The 17,141-nt window shown below is 61.5% G+C and carries 15 protein-coding genes and 1 pseudogene; 7 read left to right on the forward strand and 9 right to left on the reverse strand.

Annotation, left to right across the window (positions count from 1 at the left end):
* The first annotated feature begins 226 nt into the window (after positions 1-226).
* Entirely contained in the window at positions 227-943 is a 717-nt protein-coding gene (locus E0H22_RS23490) for a helix-turn-helix domain-containing protein (protein WP_233023352.1), read from the forward strand.
* Positions 944-1,169: 226 nt separating this feature from the next.
* Positions 1,170-1,334: pseudogene (locus E0H22_RS23495) on the forward strand (JAB domain-containing protein); the annotation flags it as partial.
* 10 nt (positions 1,335-1,344) lie between these two features.
* Here the strand turns inward: E0H22_RS23495 and E0H22_RS23500 are convergent.
* Genes E0H22_RS23500 through E0H22_RS23520 form a run of 5 tightly spaced genes read right to left on the reverse strand, consistent with a single transcriptional unit; the run spans position 1,345 to position 5,660 of the window.
* The gene (locus tag E0H22_RS23500) at positions 1,345-2,025 is read right to left on the reverse strand and encodes a protease inhibitor Inh/omp19 family protein (protein ID WP_430715295.1); all 681 of its coding nucleotides are present in this window, start codon (positions 2,023-2,025) and stop codon (positions 1,345-1,347) included.
* A gap of 22 nt (positions 2,026-2,047) precedes the next feature.
* Positions 2,048-3,031 (reverse strand): 2-hydroxyacid dehydrogenase, encoded by a 984-nt coding sequence (locus E0H22_RS23505; RefSeq protein WP_233023353.1) that lies wholly within the window; start codon positions 3,029-3,031, stop codon positions 2,048-2,050.
* Complete coding sequence (locus E0H22_RS23510; RefSeq protein WP_233023354.1) at positions 3,031-3,855, reverse strand: ABC transporter permease; 825 nt, start codon at positions 3,853-3,855, stop codon at positions 3,031-3,033. The genes E0H22_RS23505 and E0H22_RS23510 overlap by 1 nt, the downstream gene beginning before the upstream one ends.
* Positions 3,852-4,637, reverse strand: a complete 786-nt coding sequence (locus tag E0H22_RS23515; RefSeq protein WP_233023355.1) for an ABC transporter ATP-binding protein — start codon at positions 4,635-4,637, stop codon at positions 3,852-3,854. Before E0H22_RS23515 ends, E0H22_RS23510 begins: the two co-directional genes overlap by 4 nt.
* Before the next feature lie 3 nt (positions 4,638-4,640).
* Complete coding sequence (locus tag E0H22_RS23520) at positions 4,641-5,660, reverse strand: ABC transporter substrate-binding protein (protein WP_233023356.1); 1,020 nt, start codon at positions 5,658-5,660, stop codon at positions 4,641-4,643.
* Positions 5,661-5,762: 102 nt separating this feature from the next.
* Between E0H22_RS23520 and E0H22_RS23525 the strand changes: the two genes are divergently transcribed.
* From E0H22_RS23525 to E0H22_RS23535, 3 genes are all read left to right on the forward strand, one after another.
* Positions 5,763-6,584, forward strand: a complete 822-nt coding sequence (locus E0H22_RS23525; protein WP_233023357.1) for a creatininase family protein — start codon at positions 5,763-5,765, stop codon at positions 6,582-6,584.
* A gap of 238 nt (positions 6,585-6,822) precedes the next feature.
* The gene (locus tag E0H22_RS23530) at positions 6,823-7,092 is read left to right on the forward strand and encodes a hypothetical protein (RefSeq protein WP_233023358.1); all 270 of its coding nucleotides are present in this window, start codon (positions 6,823-6,825) and stop codon (positions 7,090-7,092) included.
* 294 nt (positions 7,093-7,386) lie between these two features.
* A complete protein-coding gene (locus tag E0H22_RS23535; RefSeq protein WP_430715182.1) occupies positions 7,387-9,378 on the forward strand; it encodes a carbohydrate porin in 1,992 nt (663 codons plus the stop codon).
* Between the two features lie 138 nt (positions 9,379-9,516).
* On the opposite strand, the gene E0H22_RS23540 is transcribed toward E0H22_RS23535, so the two are convergent.
* Both E0H22_RS23540 and E0H22_RS23545 read right to left on the reverse strand, forming a co-directional pair.
* Positions 9,517-11,145 carry an FMN-binding glutamate synthase family protein gene (locus tag E0H22_RS23540; protein ID WP_233023359.1) on the reverse strand — a complete coding sequence of 543 codons (1,629 nt, stop codon included), beginning with the start codon at positions 11,143-11,145 and terminating at the stop codon, positions 9,517-9,519.
* A 293-nt stretch (positions 11,146-11,438) separates the two neighbouring features.
* A complete protein-coding gene (locus E0H22_RS23545; protein WP_233023360.1) occupies positions 11,439-12,212 on the reverse strand; it encodes a ferredoxin--NADP reductase in 774 nt (257 codons plus the stop codon).
* Between the two features lie 364 nt (positions 12,213-12,576).
* On the opposite strand from E0H22_RS23545, the gene E0H22_RS23550 reads away from it, so the two are divergent.
* Positions 12,577-13,584, forward strand: coding sequence for an ATP-grasp domain-containing protein (locus E0H22_RS23550; RefSeq protein ID WP_233023361.1), 1,008 nt, complete (start codon positions 12,577-12,579; stop codon positions 13,582-13,584).
* Positions 13,577-14,899 (forward strand): bifunctional folylpolyglutamate synthase/dihydrofolate synthase, encoded by a 1,323-nt coding sequence (locus tag E0H22_RS23555; protein ID WP_233023362.1) that lies wholly within the window; start codon positions 13,577-13,579, stop codon positions 14,897-14,899. Before E0H22_RS23550 ends, E0H22_RS23555 begins: the two co-directional genes overlap by 8 nt.
* Positions 14,900-14,904: 5 nt before the next feature.
* Here the strand turns inward: E0H22_RS23555 and E0H22_RS23560 are convergent, their stop codons facing one another.
* Entirely contained in the window at positions 14,905-15,825 is a 921-nt protein-coding gene (locus E0H22_RS23560) for an amino acid ABC transporter substrate-binding protein (protein WP_233023363.1), read from the reverse strand.
* Between the two features lie 8 nt (positions 15,826-15,833).
* Complete coding sequence (locus tag E0H22_RS23565; RefSeq protein WP_233023364.1) at positions 15,834-17,117, reverse strand: dicarboxylate/amino acid:cation symporter; 1,284 nt, start codon at positions 17,115-17,117, stop codon at positions 15,834-15,836.
* Positions 17,118-17,141: the final 24 nt, after the last annotated feature.

A 17,141-nucleotide genomic window follows, 5' to 3' on the forward strand; every position in this document is an offset into this window, starting at 1 on the left:
CCCGCTGGTCTTCAGACCCCGAAGGGATCGCAAATTCGCCGAACAGCGAGGGATCGGTTGGCAGGTCAGCCACAAGATTGCCCTTGATTAGACTTTTTCACAGCAGGAATGGAACCATGCGCTGCTCCTTGTCTTGAGAGTCGAAGTCGCGGTCAACACGATCAAGACGAGTTCCTATAAGAGGCCGGCCTCAATTTAGGAGTTAGTCATGTAGAGGAGCGAAGCCATGAAGGCGATAGCAAATTCGACCCAGACCAATGGCGCCGCCCGCTACCTCTCGACCCGCCCCCATCCTCTAGCGAAACTCGATTCCATCGCGACGATCATGTCTTGCCGGTGCGATCAGGAAATCTGCCGACAGTCTTTCCCTGCCGAGCAATTGTATTTCGTCGTTATCGGCGTTGCGCGATGCAGTGTGCTTCGCACCGACGACCGTCGCCAGATCGTCGATCTAATGCTTCCAGGCGACTTCTTCGGATTCACTGCTGGCGACGACTATGACTATACGGCAGAAGCAGTCGCGAAGGATACGATCCTCGCCTGCTATCCACGCCGACGCGCTGAGGCGCTCGCGGATTGCGATCCGCTACTCGCCCGCGAACTGCGTCGGATCACGCTCGATGCGATTTCCCGGTTACAGGCACAGTTGTTGATTCTAGGTCGCACCACCGCCTTGGAAAAGGTCGCCTCTTTTATCTTGGAAATGGAGACACGGTTGTCTCAGCGGCGCCCGGACGGCATCGCCCTCCCGGTTTCACGCTACGATATCGCCGATTACCTTGCGATATCCGTGGAGACCGTAAGCCGCGCGCTCACCACCCTCGCCCATAGCGGCATCATAAACCTGTCGGGTACGCGGATGGTCAAGATCGTTGACCACGATATGCTGGAAGACGGCGGACGTGAGTCGTCGGCACAACGCCCGCGTCCATGGAGCGGCTGAGCAGGATCGCGCCCATTTCCGGCCCGTCCGTCCGGGGCTAACGGCGAGAGCCGCTCAGCGCGGCGGTTGCCTCGGCAAAATATCCGGAGACGTCAAACGCACCATCACCGCAAGGCGAATCGCTTCCGCGAGTTGCCGGACGCCGAGCCGCTCTATCATTCTGCGTCATCTGAAGCACATTTGGATCAGCGACACTCACGATCAACATGATAGATCGCAGAGTGGGGTGATGAACACCCATCCCTCCGGGGACCCGACGCCGTCGCAAGCCAATATCCAGATGACCAGAGCCGTGATCGAAGTGAGCAGGCCCCTCGGCATCGCCGTGCATGACAACATCATTGTGGGGAAGCACGGACATGCGAGTTTGAGGGGAATGAAAGTGATTTGAGGGGCGCGCTCTACTGCCGCAGCAGGATCAGCGGGTCCGCCATGTCCGGCATCCGCCGCCATTGCGCATTGTCGTCGGCCTCGAAGTGCCAGGCCTCGCCGCTTGCGGAGAACATGAGGAGTTCACCGCGTTCCAGCCGCCATTCCTTCGGCTTGAAGTTCGCCACCAGCGGATCGCAGCGCGGCTTGAGAAAAAGCTGAAAATTATCCGGACCGGCCTCGTTGTTGGTCAGCGTTAGGCTGCAGATCGCGCGGCCGTTGCCGCGCACGACCGACCAGTCGCCGATCATCTGATCCATCGATTTTGCCAGCGAGCGCGCGGCCGCCAGATTTTGCAGGATATAAACCCCCTCTCCCGAGCGGATGCCCTCGAAGATACCGCTCTCGACCTCGGTGAAATCGATCACTGAGTCGCCACGAGCGGTCTGCAGCCGAACAATATCGAGGCCCTTGATGTTCCAGGCAGCGATATCCTTGGTGAAGGGCAACGACTTGGCACAGTCGGGCTCGAGTTCGAGCTTGAGCCCTTGCGGCGTCGCGTCGGATCTGAGCGTCACCACGCATGTCTTGCTTCGTTCCGTGGTGGAGAGTTCCCACTGCCCGACCATGCTCTTTTTCAGTTGCGCAGCATCCTGCCCAAGCGCCGGTGCATTCGCGAGTATCGCGCCGGCAAAAGCCCACACGAACTGCATCATGCGGACCGGCGCGATCATGTCAGCGGCCTTTCACCGGCGTCTCTGGAATCGGCGTCAACACGGGCTTGCCACCAAACCAGAGCTTGAGGTTGTCGACCACCATCTGATCCATGGCATTGCGCGTCACCACCGAAGCGGAACCGACATGGGGCAACAGCACGACATTCTGCATCGCCTTCAGTTCATCCGGTACCTTTGGCTCCTGCGCAAACACATCGAGGCCGGCAGCCAGGATGGTGCCCGACTTCAGCGCCTGAATCAGAGCGGGCTCGTCGATGACCGAGCCGCGGGCGACATTGACGATGATGCCACGCGGACCAAGCGCCTGCATCACTTCGGTATTCACGATATTGGCCGTCGATGGCCCACCCGGCGTGATGACGATCAGCGTATCCACCGCCTTCGCCATCTCGACGAGATTCGGATAGTGCTCGTAGTTCACGCCTGCGGCGGGATTGCGCGAGTGATAGACCACCGGAACCAGCGAAGCATCAAGACGGCGCGCGATCGCCTGGCCGATGCGCCCCATGCCGACCATGCCGACTTTTCGATCGCGCAGAGAGCCGACGGTGAGCGGATAGCCCTGGGTCTGCCACAGGCCGGAACGGACATATTTGTCGGCCTTGATGAATTCGCGCGCAGTAGCGATGAACAGGCCGAGGGCGACGTCGGCGACCTCCTCGGTCAGCACGTCCGGCGTATTGGTGACGACAATATCATGCGCGGCCGCGTATTTCGCATCGATGTGATCGTAACCGACGCCGAACGAGGAGACGATCTGGACATTCGGATATTTCGACAACATGGCGCTGTTGACGGGGACCTGGCCGGTGACGGCGATGCCGCGGATCTTCTCAGCGACGCCGGCCGGCACACGCTCGAGATCGGCCAGTGTTTCATATTTGTGCAAGATGAACTGATCCGAGAAACCATTCTCGATCAACGCCTTCGACGGCCCATAGATCAACAGGTCGATCTTTTCCGAAGAGATTCCCGTCCCCATCATTTTTCCTTTCGCAGTGCACTTTCATGCCAGCGCCGGAGCAGCAAATGCGACGCCAGCGCGAGCAGCATATAGATCACAATCCCGGCGACGGACAGTAACAATAGCGCCGCGAACATGCGGGGAATATTGAGGCGATAGCTGGACTCCGTGATGCGATAGGCCAGCCCGGAACCGGAGCCCGCGGCACCGGCCGCGATCTCCGCGGCCACGGCGCCGATCAGGGAGAGGCCGCCGGCGATGCGGAGGCCGCCGAGAATATGAGGCAACGCCGAGGGCAATTGCAGATAGCGCAGGGTCTGCCAACGCGAGGCGCCGTTGAGCTGGAACAGACCAGCGAGATTACGGTCCACCGAATTCAGCCCGAGCGTCGTATTTGCCAACACGGGGAAGAAGGCGACGATCCAGGCGCAGGCAACCACCGCTGCCTCCTGTGGCAGATAGATCAGCATCAGCGGCGCAACCGCGATGACCGGGGTCACCTGCAGCACGATGGCGTAGGGCAAAAGGGAATATTCGAGCCATCTGGACTGGTTGAACAGCAGCGCCAGCGCGACGCCGCCGATAGCTGCGGCGATAAAACCTTCCAGCGCCGTGAGCAATGTCACGCCGAGCGACGCCGACAGGATTGGCCAGTCGGTCATCAACGTCTGCCAAACGAGCAGCGGTCCCGGAAGGATGTAGGGCGGGATGTCGCCAAGGCGAACGACGAGATCCCATGCGATAAGGCCGGCCACACATACGGCGACAGGCCAGACGACGCGCGGCCAGCCGCCGTCGCCGGACACGCGCTCCACCACCGGCAGCGGCTCCAGCCCCTTCATGCCGGGACCTCAGCTTCGGTTGCCTGCATCAAGGCCTGCGAGACATCGCGGCAATGGCGGGCGTAAGCCATCGATGTGCGGAACGCTTCGTCGCGCGGCTCGGGCGCATCGATCCGACATTCGCCATGAACACGACCGGGGCGCGAGGTCATGACGACCACACGCTGCGACAGATAAACGGACTCGTAGACCGAGTGAGTGACAAAGACGATGGTCTTGCCGAGCTTACGCCACAGCGCGAGCAGGTCATTATTGAGCCTGAGGCGCGTGATTTCGTCGAGGGCGGCAAAGGGTTCGTCCAGCAGCAGCACGTCCGGCGACGTCACCAGTGCGCGCGCCAGCGACACCCGCATCTTCATGCCGCCGGAGAGTTCGCGGGGATAGGCATCGGCGAAATCCGCGAGCCCGACTTGCGCCAGCGCTTCGGCAACACGCCGCGTCGACTCCGCATCCGCTAGACGTGCAAGTTTGAGCGGCAGCCGCACATTTTCTCCCACCGTCGTCCAGGGCATCAACGTCGGCTCCTGGAACACGAAGCCGATGCCTTGACGCGAGGCGCGGGCCGGCACCTTGATGGCTCCGGCCGTCGGCGCGGCCAATCCTGCAATCAGCCGCAACGCCGTGGACTTGCCGCAGCCCGAGGCACCGAGTAGCGAGACAAACTCACCTTGACGAATATCGAGATCGATTGGTCCGAGCGCGCGTGTCCCACTCTCATAAATCTTCGTAACGCCACGTAGACGTATCGCAAACTCATCATGTGACGGCACGAGCAAAGCCATCGTCTACTTCTTCGGCCGCAGGTCCAGCCCGACGCCCTTGTTGACGAATTGCAGCGTATAGGCACGGCGATAGTCGATATCGCGTTTCACCACACCGGCACGGGACATCTTGTCGAAGAAGCTCGCGGCGCGTTCGTCGGTCATGGCGCCGATGCCGTTTTTCAGTGTATCGCCGGAATCGACGATACCCCGATCTCGCATCGTAGCTATGGAATAGGCCAGCAGATCGTCCGTCATCTCCGGATTGATTTTCTTGATTATCTCGTTGGCGGCTTTGTTGTCGCCATAGAGATAGTTGTACCAGCCAATGATCGACGCATCGACGAAACGCTGGACCAAATCCGGCGACTTCTCCACCGTCTCGCGGCGAGCCTCGATCAGAGTCGAATAGCCGTTAAGGCCATAGTCCGCGAGCAGCATCACATTGGGCTTGAAGCCGGCCTGCTTCTCAATCAGGAACGGTTCCGACGTGACATACCCCTGCATGGCGCTGTTCTTGTCCACGATGAAGGGCTGGGCATTGTAATTGTAAGGTTTCACCTTTGACTCGCTGAAGCCGTATTCCAGCTTCATCCACTGGAAGTAACCGACGATTCCTTCCCGCGAAATGAACAGCGTTTTCGATTTGAGATCTTCCAGCCGGGTCACCTTCGGATCGGGATGCGACACGAAGACCTGAGGGTCTTTCTGGAAAATCGCCGCGATGGCGACGACCGGTACATTGTTGGCCACCGCGTCGAAGGACTGCAGGGTATTGGCGCTCATGAAGAAGTCGAGCTTGCCGGCGATCAGGAGGATACGGTTGTTCACATTGGGCCCGCCCGGCACGATGGTAACGTCGAGGCCGTAGCTTTTGTATGTGCCATCGACCACTGCCTGGAAGAAGCCGCCATGCTCCGCCTCGGCGACCCAGTTGGTGCCGAACGACACCTTGTCGAGCTTGCCTTGGGCCAGCACAGGTGACAGCGACGCCAGCATCGCCGCTCCCATGGTTAACGCACGCGCAAGGGAAAACCGACCCATATTGGACTCCAGTGACATTCCTGGCTCATGATAGAAAGCAATCGCGGGACTGACTACCCCGCCCCCTCATGCAACGATCTGCATTCTTAGAAGCACTCGCCGATGACACCGCACATGCCGCCCCGAGACTGGACTGCCATCCATTGGCCCGACATCGCCAAGGGCGACCCGTCATCGTGGATCGCGGTGCTCCCGCTGGCAGCCACCGAACAGCACGGGCCGCATCTGCCGCTCGCGACGGATGTGATGATCGCCGAGGCCTATCTCGCCGAGGTGCAGCGTTTGTTGCCGGTGGACATTCCGGTGACCTTCCTGCCGGTGCAGCCGATCGGCATTTCCACCGAGCACCTCGCCTTCCCCGGCACGCTGACGCTGCCGACCGAGATCGCCCTGCAGACCTGGACGGCGATCGGCGAAAGCATCGCACGGGCCGGCGTGCAGAAGCTCGTGATGGTGACCAGCCACGGCGGCAACAGCGCGGCGATGACTCTGGCCGCGCAAGATTTACGCGCCGAATACGGCATGCTGGTTGCGACCACAAGCTGGTCGCGCTTCGGCGTACCGGATGGTTTGTTCACGGATGAGGAAATCCGCCACGGCATCCATGGCGGCGCCGTCGAGACCTCGATCATGCTGGCGCGCTATCCGGAGCATGTCCGCAAGGACAAGATCGCCAATTTCACGCCATCGACCATCGCGATGGAGCAACGATATCGCTGGCTCTCCGCGAGCCGTCCCGCGCCATTCGCATGGCAGGCGGAAGACCTCCACGCATCCGGCGCAATCGGCGATGCCGCGCAGGCGACCGCCGAGAAGGGCGAGCAATTGCTTACCCACGGCGCGAAAGCGTTCTGCGAGTTGCTAAATGACATGCACCGGTTCGATGTGACTGTGTTCGATTGCGAGCCGGATGCAGGGGCATAAGCTTCTCCGCCGTCACGACCAGGACAGCGACGCGCGAACACCTCTACCCTCCAGTGAAGCTTCGCGTCGCGCAGGGGGAGAGGTAAGAAGAGCCCGCAGATCGCGAAATTTGTGTTTCACCGACGACACAGTCCCGAAACCAAATAGTTCGAACGGGTCTCGAACCCGATCCTTTCAGGCTCCGACTGATGGGCATGCAGGCCAATACGGACTGCACCTCAACAGGATGGAGTTTCTCATGTCGATCAAGTCCAGGATTGCTGCCATTGCTCTCGTTGCCATGACCGCCGCCGGCGCCATGGCGTCCTCGACCCAGCAGGCTCAGGCCAAAGGCCCGGGTATCGGCTTCGGTATCGCCGCCGGTCTCGCGGGCGCCGCCATCGTCGGATCGGCTGTCGCCGCCAGCAATGGCTACTACGGTTATGACTACGGCTACCGCTGTGGTTGGGTCCGCCAGTATGACGTCTACGGCAATTACATGGGCCGTGTCCGCACTTGTAACTACTGATCGAGCTTGATCGGCTGATGTGGAGTTGCGTCCGGCACGGGCGCCTCATCCACCCCGTGTCGGACCACTCGACCCGCCCGGTTACCCCCGGGCGGGTCTTCTCTTTGTGTAATGGAGACGTCATAAAGCGATGTCAGATAGCGGGTGTGCCGGGATGGAGATCCGCCTCCCGTTTTAAACATGACATGACGACTGTGGCCGCCTCACCCGGACGAATCGGCTGCTTTCGTGGAATATCGAGTGGCCGTTATCGGCGACAGTTAAGGGTGGCGCTGCGTGACGAGCCTCTGTTTCTTGCGAGATTCCGCTGCAAGGCGCGTACCGATCGGTGCTGCGATTGGCGTGCTCACTTTTGGCGGTATCGCTGTAGCCGCCGACCTGCCCGTGAAGACCCGGCCGCAGCCTGCATACAACTGGAGCGGCTTCTATATCGGCACCCATATGGGCTATGGCGGCGCAGAGCTCGGCGCGAATACTAATCCACAGGCGTTGCAGGGCGTCTTTTTCCCATCTACATCGACCGGCCTGATCGGCGGCTTTCAGGGCGGCTATAACAGGCAATTCGACAACAATATCGTGCTCGGCGCCGAAATCGATGCGAGCTTCATCAGCCCCGCGGATACCGCGCGCCTCGGCACTGATCCGTACCATACCACCTTCGACTATTTCGCCACCGCGCGCGGGCGCGTCGGCTACGCTGTCGGAACGTGGCTGCCTTATGCGACAGCCGGTTTTGCCTGGGGCAAGACCAAGATCAATCTTCTCGATGCCGACGGCAATATCTTCGCAACCGAGCAGAAGGACCATATCGGCTGGACCGTCGGCGCCGGCGTCGAGGCCGCGGTCGGCGGCAATTGGACCGCCAAGCTCGAATACAACTACATCGACCTTGCGCGGCAAACCTATGGGCTCGCCAGCTTTGGCCTGCCTGCGGTCGATGTCGAACCGAAGATCCATGCGGTGAAGCTCGGCCTGAACTACCGCTTCAACGACATGCCGTCCTGGTTGCCGACGACGCCGATCAAGGGCCGATCCACGCTGCCCGAGCCGACCGACTGGAACATCCATTACCAGACGACCTTCATCGGCTCTGGCTATCCCAGCTTCCGTTCGCCCTACGAGGGCACCAACAGCCTGTCCGGCAGCCGCCAGTTCAAAGAGACTTTCACCACCACCGCCTTCCTCGGCTGGCGCCTGTGGGACGGCGGCGAGTTCTATTTCAATCCCGAGATCGCGCAGGGTTTCGGCTTCAACGGAACCCTCGGCGTTGCCGGCTTCCCCAATGGCGAAGCGCAGAAGGCTGGCGGCGCCTATCCGAAAATCCGCCCGCAGCGCTACATGTTCCGCCAGACCTTCGGCCTTGGCGGCGAGCAGGAAGATGTAGCTGACGGCCCCAACCAACTCGCCGGCAAGCGCGACATCGACCGCATCACGCTGACCATTGGCCGATTCGCGATTGGTGATTTCTTCGACGGCAACGCCTATGCGAAGGACCCCCGCGCCGATTTCATGAACTGGGCCATGTGGGCCTCCGCCGCCTATGACTTCCCGGCGGACCTGCCCGGTTACACCCGCGGCGGCGTGATCGAGCTGAATCGCAGGGACTGGGCGGTACGCGCCGGCCTGTTCCAGGTGCCGTCGCAACCGAACAGCGACACCCTCAACTTCAAGTCCGGCGGCGCCGTGGTGGAATTCGAGGAGCGGCATCAGATTTTCGATCGCCCCGGCAAGGTGCGCGTCGGCGCCTTCCTTAATCGCGGCAGCACCGGCAGCTATCGCGGCGCGCTCGCGATCGCGGCCACCGACCCGCTGCTCGACATCAACGACGTGATGGCCTCCATCCGCAAACCGCGCGACAAATACGGCTTCTATCTCAATGGCGAGCAGGAAATTGCCGACGAGATCGGCCTGTTCGGCCGCGCCAGTTGGAATGACGGCCAGAACGAAATCCTGTCATTTACGGACATCGACCGCAGCATCTCCGGCGGTCTGTCGATCAAGGGAGGACGCTGGGGCCGCGCCGCGGACACCATCGGCATCGGCGGCGCCATCAACGGCCTGTCCGCCGCGCATCGGGATTTTCTGGCGGCCGGCGGCAACGGATTGCTGATCGGCGACGGACGGCTGAATTACAGCAACGAGCGCATCTTCGAAACGTTTTACGCCTATGCGATCGACAAGAACCTGACCTTCACGGCGGACTATCAGTTGATCGTCAACCCCGCCTACAACGCGGATCGCGGCCCGGTGTCGATCTTCTCCGGGCGTTTGCACGGGGATTTCTGACGCGCCCCCCTCATCCTGAGGAGCATGCCGACGGCATGCGTCTCGAAGGATGGCCACAAGCTTTGAGCCAGGCCATCTCATGGTTCGAGACAGCGCTTCGCGCCTCCTCACCATGAGGCGGGGGGATTACCCCGCCCCTCATACATCCAATGGCTGGAATGAAGCCGCCTGCGCCATCGCCCAGGCATCGCGGAAGCGTCGATCATCGGTGCCGTGAATCAGCTCGTTCGGTCTCAGCTCCGGATAAAGCTGCGTGAACGACATCACATCATTGTCCGATGAACGATGCGAGAAATGCATCGCCCGGATCTGCTGCGGATGTTCGAGACCTGCCGCCGCGATCAGCTCGGCCAGTGCATGCAGCGTCGCCTCATGAAAATTCAGCACACGATCCGTCTTCTGCGGGATCGCGAGCGCGCGCGCACGCGTGGGGTCCTGCGTGGCGACGCCGGTCGGGCAGCGATCGGTGTGGCAGCTCAGCGACTGAATGCAGCCGAGCGCGAACATGAAGCCTCGTGCCGAATTGCACCAGTCGGCGCCGAGCGCCATCGCGCGGGCGATGTCGAAAGCAGTCGCGATCTTGCCGGATGCGCCGATCTTGATGCGATCGCGCGCACCGATGCCGATCAGCGCATTGTGCACGAAGTTCACGCCCTCGCGCATCGGCATGCCGAGATGATCCATGAATTCCAGCGGCGCCGCACCGGTGCCGCCTTCCTTGCCGTCGACGACGATGAAGTCCGGATAGATGCCGGTCTGCAGCATCGCCTTGCAGATGGCGAGGAATTCCCAGGGATGGCCGATGCACAGTTTGAAGCCGGCAGGCTTGCCGCCGGACAGACGACGCATCGTGTCGATGAACTGCATCATCTCGACCGGCGTCGAGAACGCCTTGTGATAGGGCGGCGAGATGCAGTCCTCTCCCATCGCCACGCCGCGGATGCGCGAGATTTCCTCCGACACTTTCGCCGCCGGCAACACCCCGCCATGGCCGGGCTTGGCGCCCTGACTGACCTTGAGCTCGACCATCTTGATCTGGTCGAGTGCGGCTCGCGCGGCAAATTTGTCCGGATCGAAGTTTCCGTCCCCGGTGCGACAACCGAAATAGCCGGAGCCGATTTCCCAGATCAGGTCGCCGCCTTCCTGTTCGTGATAGGGGCTGACGCCGCCCTCACCGGTATCGTGGGCGAAGTTGCCTTTCTTCGCCCCGGCATTCAGCGCACGTATGGCGTTCGGGCTGAGCGCACCGAAACTCATGGCGGAAATGTTAAGCACCGAAGCCGAATAGGGTCGCAGGCAATCCGGCCCGCCGATGGTGATGCGAAACTGCTCGGCGGCATGCGGCTTCGGGGCGACCGAGTGGTTCATCCACTCATAACCCTCTTCATAGACGTTTTTCTGTGTACCGAACGGACGCTTGTCGAGCACCATCTTGGCGCGCTGATAGACGACCGCCCGCGTATCGCGGCTGAACGGCATGCCGTCTTTCTCGCTCTCGAAGAAATACTGCCGCATCTCGGGGCGGATTTCCTCGAGCAGGAAGCGGATATGCGCCGAGATCGGATAGTTGCGCAGGACCGCGTGGTCTTTCTGCAGCAGATCGTGAAATCCGAGCGCGGCGAGACAGCCGAACACGGTGGCGGGAATGACAATGAGATGGATCAGCCGGTGATCCCAGATGCCCATGCCGACCAGGAAAAGCGTGGCCACGCTGCAGATCGTCAAGACGATAAAGCGCGGCGTGAACGGTAGCATCACGGTTTGCATGGACCTGCTCGCAAGTGGTGGGCCTTCAGCCTTACGAAGTTCGGATGACGGACAAATCACAGACTGGGCGCCAGCCTAGCGCATCAAGCTCATCCAAGTCTTGTGATGCCATGAAACGACAAAACCCACGCCGGAGCGCGGGTTTTGCAATGCGGTAGGTATCCGCTCCGCCCTCATGGTGAGGAGCGCGCCCTTGCGCGCGTCTCGAACCGTGAATGGCCCGGCTTGGAGCTTGCGGCCATCCTTCGAGACGCCACTGGGCGGCTCCTCAGGATGAGGGGACTGAGCGCGCGTCAGCGCTCCACGAAAGCCTTCTCGATCACGAAATGGCCGGGCTTGTTGCCGCTGCCTTCGGTAAAATTGCGCTTCTCGAACATGGCCTTCAGGTCTTCGAGCATTGCCGGGCTGCCGCACAGCATGACGCGGTCGGTCGCGATGTCGAGCGGACCCTGGCCCATGTCCTTGAAGATCTGGCCGGACTCGATCAGGTCGGTGATGCGGCCGCGATTGCGGAACGGCTCGCGGGTGACCGTCGGGTAGTAGGTGAACTTGTCCTTCATCAAGTCGCCGAACAGTTCGTCCTTCTGCAGCCGTTCGACCAGGCGCTCGCCATAGGCCAGCTCGGAGACCTGACGGCAGCCATGCACCAGCACGACCTGCTCGTACTGCTCATAGACTTCGGGATCCTTGATCAGGCTGGCAAAGGGCGCGAGGCCGGTGCCCGTGGACAGCATCAGCAGGCGCTTGCCCGGCAGCAGACTGTCGGTGACCAGCGTGCCCACCGCCTTGCGCGCGACCAGGATGGTGTCGCCTTCCTTGATCTTCTGCAGGCGCGAGGTCAGCGGGCCATCCGGTACCTTGATGCTGAAGAATTCGAGTTCTTCCTCGTGATTGGCGCTGGCCATCGAATAGGCCCGCAGCAGCGGCTTGCCATCGACTTCGAGGCCGATCATGGCGAACTGGCCGTTCTGGAAACGGAACGAGGTGTCGCGGGTGGCGCGGAAGGAGAACAGCGTGTCGGTCCAGTGCTGGACGGAGGTTACGGTTTCGCGGTGAAAGGCGCTCATGGGATATGATTTTCCGGTGCGGACTTAGCTTAGAACGATTACATTCCGAGCCGCGTCAGATGCTGAGAAGCCCTTGCGGCACTTGGCTAATTCGGTTTCTCGCAGATGCGAGTGACATGTATTCAAAGACACCTGGAAGTGCAATTGCGGATTGAGTGAGGCGGGTCACAAATTTGCAAACCAGGTTACCGGCCGGCAAGAGCCAAATTTGATCCGGGACATTTAATTTCTCCAGGCTTCCGTTTCCGGATCGATCCTTATCAGCAGCCCCCTGCTGGATTGGTTGCACCGGTTCCGGTAATTTCCGCTCCTTCGGGAGTCGCGCCGAGCCGCTCCCGCGTTCAATCCTCGGCGCAAGGCCTTGATGACCCAGTTTCGCGCCATTCGCGCCGGCAAGCCGGCCCATTACCCCGACCAGACGATCTATGCGGAATATGCCGCGGACGCGCTGGGGCTGACCTTTGCCGAACGCGATGGCGGCAACGGACTGATCTTCGAAGTGTCCGGCGCCGGCCAACGCGCCGTCTTCGGCGCCGGGCGCGGTTCGTTCTTCCCGCAGAATACGGCGACCGCAGCGACGCTGGCCAATGACAAGCACATGGCCAATGTGCTGATGGCCCGCGCCGGCCTCGCGACGCTGGGCGGCGATTATTTCTTCCTGCACGACCGGCACCGGAAACATCGCCCACCAGGTCATGAACGCCTCGATGCCTATGGCTATTTCAACGATCTCGGCAATCGCGCCTTCATCAAACCGCTCAATGGCTCTCGCGGCGACTTTGCTCAGATCGTCGATGGCCTCGATGCGCTGACGACGTATCTGGACAGCGTCGAACGACACTATGACGCGGTGCTCATTCAGCCGGTCTGCACCGGGCGTGAATTCCGCGCGCTCCTGCTGGACGATGAGATCGTCTATTCGGTGGTGAAAGCCGAGCCCTCGGTGATCGGTGACGGCGAGACGTCTCTTCGCGATCTCGTCGCCGCCGAGCAGCCGATGCTGGAATGGCAGGGCATCTCCGCAGCGCCGCTCGACCCGCGCCCGGGCAAACCCGATTTCGTGCCTGCAAAAGGCGAATATGTCTGGCTGGACGGCCGACACAATCTCAGCGCCGGCGGCGGCATGGCATTCGACGAACCCGACAATGCGGAAGCTGCATTCGCCGCTGCACGAACGGCGTTGAAGGCGCTTGGGCTCCGTGCCGGCGCTGTCGATTTCTTCACGAACATTGAAGGCGATTCCGAGCCGTTGCGCGTCATCGAGGTCAACGCCAATCCCTCGATCCGCTTCCTCGAAGACGCCGGCCGCGCGGACCTGATCCTGCGCATCTGGCGCCACACCTTCGCATCGCTGGGCCTGACCGATGTTTAACCTGCCCAAATACGGCACCGGTGGTATCGGCCTCGCACGCCTTGCGCTGCTGCTCGATGCGCTATCCATCGATCGTGCGCGTCTGCAACGGCATTCGCTCGTCATCACCGGCTCCAACGGCAAGGGCTCGACTGCCGCCTTCTGCGCCTCCATCGGCCGCGCCTTCGGCCTGCGCACCGGGCTGTTCACGTCACCGCATCTCTATCGCTTCAACGAGCGCTTCCGGATCGACGGCGAGCCTGTGGACGACGAATTGCTCGACGCACTCGTGCTGCGCGTCGCCACGGCGATCGCCGATCTCGAACATCACGGCGTCCACGAGACCTTCGGTGCTTTCGAGGCGCAGTTCGCGCTGGCCTGCCTGTATTTCCAGGAAACCGGCTGCGACCTCGCCGTGTTCGAAGCCGGCATTGGCGGACGCTACGACCCCGTGCGGCTGATCGGCGCCGCGCTCACTTGCGTCACCTCCGTCGATCTCGAACACACCGCGCTGCTCGGCAATTCGCTGGCGTTGATCGCCTCCGACAAGAGCGACGCCTGCGCCAGCCATGGCACCGTGATCTATGGCGAGAACTGCCTGCCGCTCCGCTTGCATCTGGCGGAGTATAATCGGAGCCGCCATGTCAGCGGCCTGCATGTGGGCGAAGACATCGTCATCAATAACGTGGTGACCTCGGCCAAGGCGCAAAATTTCAACTGCCGCGTTGGCGCAACCATTTTGCGCGGCCTCGAGATAGGCCTACACGGCGAATTCCAGCTCAACAATGCCTCCATTGCCGCGGCGCTGTTCCTGCTGTGGATGCAGCGCATGCATCCGGATGCCGACGCCACGCAGATCGATCATGCGATCCGCACCGGCCTGCGCGAGACCGCATGGCCAGGTCGCCTTGAAGTGATCCAGCGCGAACCGCTCACGGTGATCGATGTCGGCCACACACCGGACGGCGTGATGCAGGCGCTGCGCGGGCTGCACGCCGTGCATGGCAAGGACGACTGGCTGCTGGTGCTTGGCGTGTCCGCCGACAAGAATGTGGACGAGATCGCGCGGCATCTGGCACCGCATTTCGGCGCCATCGTCTGTACCCGTGCCTATCACAAGGGCGCCGATGCGCGTGTGGTCGGTGCCGCCGCGCGCAAGGCGCACGGGACGGCGCGCATCCATGTAGCCAATGCGATGGAGGATGCGGTGAGGCTCAGCCAGCAACTGGCGCGCACCGTGCCACGGAAAATCTATGTCGCCGGCGGGCTTTTCGTGGCGATCGAATATGCGACCGTGCTGCGCGGGGGCAAGGCCGACGAGCTGCAGTTTTTCTGAAACACCTAGTTCGTCCCGCCGGCACTGTCATCCAGCGCCTTGAAACTCTCCTCCAGTTGCGGCGAGATCGAGATGCCCATGCGCTCGCCGGTCGGCAGGCGGGCGACGAACCATTTGTTGTAGAGCGGGATCAGATCGCGATTCGAGCCGAGGCGGCGAAACGCGCGCTCGACCACGGCCGCGAGTTGCGGATCGCCCTTGCGGAACATGATGCCATAGGGATCGTAGGACAGATAATCGCCGACCACGCGAAAGCGATCCTGCGACTTGTGGCGTGCGATCAGGCCGGACAGCAGCACGTCATCAGTGGCAAAGGCATCGGCCTTGCCGCCGGCGAGGATCTGATAGCTCGCCTCGTGATCCGGCGAGACTACAAAATTCAGGCCGAGGCCGAATTTCGCATCAACCGCATGCATCGCCTGTTCATTGGTGGTGCCTTTGGTAACGACGACCGTCTTGCCCTTGAAATCCGCGGGCGCCGTGCCTGTGGTGGTCTTGGGCACCATCAGCTTGGTGCCGGCGACAAAGATCATCGGCGAGAACGCGACCCGCTTGCGGCGTTCGAGATTGGCCGTGGTCGATCCACATTCGAGATCGACCTTGCCGTCGACGACGGCCTGGATGCGGTCGTCGGCGGTCACTTTCACGTAGTCGATGCGCAGCGCGGGATCATCGACCTCGACGGCGATATCCTCGACGACCGCCTTGCACAGTTCGAGACTGTAGCCGATCGGCCGGCCGGTCTGATCGAGGAATGAGAATGGCGGCGAACTCTCGCGATAGCCGATCTTCACCACTTTGGCCTGCTTGATGCCGGCAAGCGCGGGGCTTAGCCCCTCGTTTGCCGTCTGGGCGACGGCGGTGTGGGTGAGGAGCCAGACGACTCCCCATCCAATGCCGGTCAGGAGGAATGTGACGCGCAGCATGGCGCGCCTCATCCATGTCCGAGAGCGGGGATATTCCCCGGCACCAGTTCCTCGTCAGGCCCCGTAGCATCCATCTGCGCGAGTTCGCCCTCCCACTTTGCGACCACCGCCGTGGCCAGCGAATTGCCGATCACATTGGTCGCGCTGCGGCCCATGTCGAGGAAGGTGTCGATACCCATGATCATCAGCAGTCCGGCTTCGGGAATGTTAAACTGGCTGAGCGTCGAGGCGATCACCACCAGCGAAGCGCGCGGCACACCGGCGACGCCCTTCGAGGTGATCATCAGCGTTGCCAGCATCGCCAACTGAGTGCCGAGCGACATTTCAATGTGGTAGCTTTGCGCGATGAAGATGGCCGCGAAGGTGCAATACATCATCGTGCCATCGAGATTGAAAGAATAGCCGAGCGGCAGCACGAAGCTCGATGTACGCGAGGACGCTCCGAAGCGATTGAGCCCTTCCAGCGTTTTCGGATAGGCCGCCTCCGACGAGGCGGTGGAAAAGGCGATCATCAGCGGCTCGCGGATCAGTCGCAGCAGGTGGCTGTAACGCGGCCCGATGACGATGAAGCCGACCGCGACGAGAATGCCCCACAGGATCGCCAGCGACAGATAGAACCCGCCCATGAAGACGATCAGCTTCCAGAGCACGCCGAGGCCGTTCTTCGCCACCGTGGCCATGATCGCCGCCCACACCGCGAGTGGTGCAAACAGCATCACATAGCCGGTCACTTTCAGCATGATGTGGCCGAGATCATCGATCAGCGCCAGCATCGGCTTGGAGCGCTCGGGCATCGCGCCCATCGCCACCGCAAAGAAGATTGCGAAGATCACGATCTGCAGGATCTCGTTCTGTGCCATCGCATCCGCGATCGAGGTCGGGATCAGATGGGTCAGGAATTTCTCGATCGAGAAGGCCGAGGTCTGCAGGCCCGTCGATTGTCCGGCCGCCGGGAGCGTGCCGGGGAAGTTCGCGCCAGGCTGCAGCAGGTTGACCATGATCAGGCCGAGCAGCAGCGAGACGAAAGACGCGGTAACGAACCAGCCCATGGTCTTGGCGAAGATGCGACCGAGTTTGGAGCCGGAGCCCATATGGGCGATTCCGCCGACCAGCGTGGCGAAGACGAGCGGCGCGATGATCATCTTGATCAGGCGCAGGAACAGCATGGCGATCAGGTTGACGTCGGCAGCGATCTCGCCGCGACTGTCGGGCAGGTAATTGAAAACCAGTGACCCCATCACGATGCCCAAGGCCATCGCGATCAGAATGTATTGCGTAAACCTGTTCGACATTCCGAACCCCCCGTTACACACATC

The organism is Rhodopseudomonas boonkerdii (assembly GCF_021184025.1).
In the GTDB taxonomy this organism is placed as follows: Bacteria; Pseudomonadota; Alphaproteobacteria; order Rhizobiales; family Xanthobacteraceae; genus Tardiphaga; species Tardiphaga boonkerdii.